2 protein-coding genes are annotated in these 2776 nt (G+C 29.6%); both read left to right on the top strand.

All coding sequences use genetic code 11. The annotated features are described in order from the left end of the window. Positions 1-124 precede the first annotated feature (124 nt). Positions 125-1480: an APC family permease gene (locus BN899_RS12775; RefSeq protein ID WP_042275996.1), complete on the top strand. Its 1356-nt coding sequence runs from the start codon at positions 125-127 to the stop codon at positions 1478-1480. A gap of 166 nt (positions 1481-1646) precedes the next feature. After that, entirely contained in the window at positions 1647-2720 is a 1074-nt protein-coding gene (locus BN899_RS12780) for a PRK06851 family protein (RefSeq protein WP_042275998.1), read from the top strand. Positions 2721-2776: the final 56 nt, after the last annotated feature.

The following is a 2776-nucleotide window of genomic DNA, read 5'->3' on the forward strand; positions in this document are numbered from 1 at the left end:
TTAAAATTATTTTGAAAATTAAAATAAATTTTAGAAATAATATTGCAAATTTTAGTATTAGATAGTAAAATATGTAAAATAGTAAATAAATGTACGAAAATAAATTTTAAAGGAGGTGTAAACTATGAGTCAAAATGCTAATCAGCAAACGCTGAGGAAGACAATAGGATTTAGTGCAGCTTTATCAACAGTAGTAGGGATGTTAATAGGTTCAGGGGTATTTTTTAAACCACAAGCTATTTACTCGGCTACAAATGGAGGACCTGGACTAGGACTATTAGCATGGCTAATAGGAGGGATGGTAACAATTGCAGCAGGATTAACTGCGGCAGAGATATCAGCGAGTATTATAAAACCAGGTGGATTAATGGTTTACTTAGAAGAGATATACGGAGAAAGAATCGGATTTTTAACAGGGTGGATGCAAACTATACTATTTATACCAGCAATAGCAGCAGCATTAGGAATCATATTTGCCCAAGAAGCAGTTAGTATGATGGGCCTAGATAATAACTATGTTATTGTTATAGCAGTAGGTGTAATAATATTTGTAGCAGCTCTTAACTCATTAGGAGCGAAATTTGGTGGAAGCATACAAACTATATCAACAGTGTGTAAATTATTACCATTATCGATTATAATTATATTTGGATTTATCAAAGGAGATTCGTCATCTCAAATAATAACACCATTTGTAGGGGAAGGTGTAAATGTAGTCAGCGCCATTTCTCAGGTTCTTATAGCGACGTTATTTGCATATGACGGATGGATATATGTTGGTGCGTTAGCTGGAGAAATGAAAAATCCATCTAAACATTTACCTACAGCAATAGTTGGAGGTATATCTATAGTTATGGCAGTTTATCTAATGATAAATGTAGCATATCTATTTGTAATACCAGCTTCACAGATGGCACCAGTAGGAGCGGCTCCAGCTACGTTAGTTGCTCAAAAATTATTCGGAGCGTCAGGAGCTAAAATAATAAGTATAGGAATATTAATATCAGTATTTGGAACACTTAATGGATTTATATTAACAGGTGGAAGAATACCATACATGATGGGATATGAAAAGAAGATACCATTTTCTAATGTATTTTCTAAGCTAAATAATAATGGTGTACCTTTAAATGGAACTTGGTTAATAGTAGGATTAGCTATATTATACTCTTTAACAGGACAGTTTAATTTATTATCTGATTTGGCAATATTTACTATATGGATATTCTACACAATGTTATTTATAGGAGTTATGAAGCTTAGAAAAACTAAGCCGAATATGAAAAGGCCATATAAAGTTCCTTTATATCCAATAATACCTATGATAGCAACACTAGGCGGAATATTTGTAGTAATAAGTACTATTATGACTCAGCCTAAAAATGCTATATCAGGTCTTATTATAACTATGATTGGCCTACCAGTTTACGAATATATGAAGAGAAAAAACTCTAAATCAAGAAGAAAAACAATTGCATAATATATATAAAAAGACCACTTATAAGTGGTCTTTTTTATTTTTAGATAAAAATACAAAATAATAGGATTAAAATTAAAAATATAAGCAAAATAAAATTGATAGTAACAAATTCGAACCAAAACTAATATTTTAGTATGGAGACGATTAATCATAGGGAGGAATTTATATGGAAGGTAAAACTAGAAAATTATTTCCAGGTGGAAATACAGCAAATGGATCATACAACTTTTTTAATTATATGATACCGGAAAATGTTAATAGAATATTTTGCTTAAAGGGTGGACCAGGAGTAGGTAAATCATCGCTTATGAAAAAAATAGCAAAAGAATTTATAGAAAAAGGTTATGATGTAGAGTTACATCACTGTCCATCAGATCCTAGCTCTTTAGACGGAGTAGTAATAAAAAAATTAGGTGTAGTGTTATTAGATGGAACAGCACCTCATATCGTAGATCCTAAAGACCCAGGTGCTATAGATGAGATAATTAACCTAGGAGAATATTGGAATTTAGAAGAGTTAGAAAAGAATAAAGTAGAAATAGTAGAATGCGGAAAAGATATTAGTAGCTCATTTAGAAGAGCATATAAATTCTTAAAAGCTGCTGAACCAATATATCTTGATATAGAAGAAAAATATAAAGATTCTATGGATTATGGAAAGATAAATTTATTAACATCAGAATTTATAAATGATTTATTTAAAGATGTTAAATGTAGTGGAAATTATAAAAAAGAAAGACATCTATTTGGGACAGCAATAACTCCTGTAGGCCATTTAGATTACACAGATAGTATATTAAGTGAAGCTAGTAAGGTGTACTATTTAAAAGGTGAAATAGGCACTGGTAAAACTACATTTTTACAAAAGGTATATACTAAAGCTGTAGAACTTGGATTAAATGTAGAAGTATATCATTATCCATTAGTAAAAGAAAAAATAGAAACAATACTAATAAAAGATTTAGGTGTTGGGATAACATCTAGTAATTTATTTGAAGGCGAGAATACAATTGATTTAGACGGTAGTATAAATAAAGAAAAATTAGAGAGATATAAAGAAGAAATAGAGTTTGATAAAAAAATATTTGATGAATTAGTAAGTTATGCTATTTCAAACCTTAACAAAGCTAAATCTAAACATGATGTAATAGAAGCTCATTATGTACCAAATATGAAATTTGATGAAATAGAAGAATTAAAATGCGAACTTATTGAAAGAATATTAAAATACGAAGATTAAATATAAAAGAATGAGGCCTAAAAACCTCATTCTTTTTACATACAGATAGAATTTAT

Source organism: Faecalimicrobium dakarense, from assembly GCF_000499525.1.
Lineage (GTDB): Bacteria > Bacillota > Clostridia > Peptostreptococcales > Peptostreptococcaceae > Faecalimicrobium > Faecalimicrobium dakarense.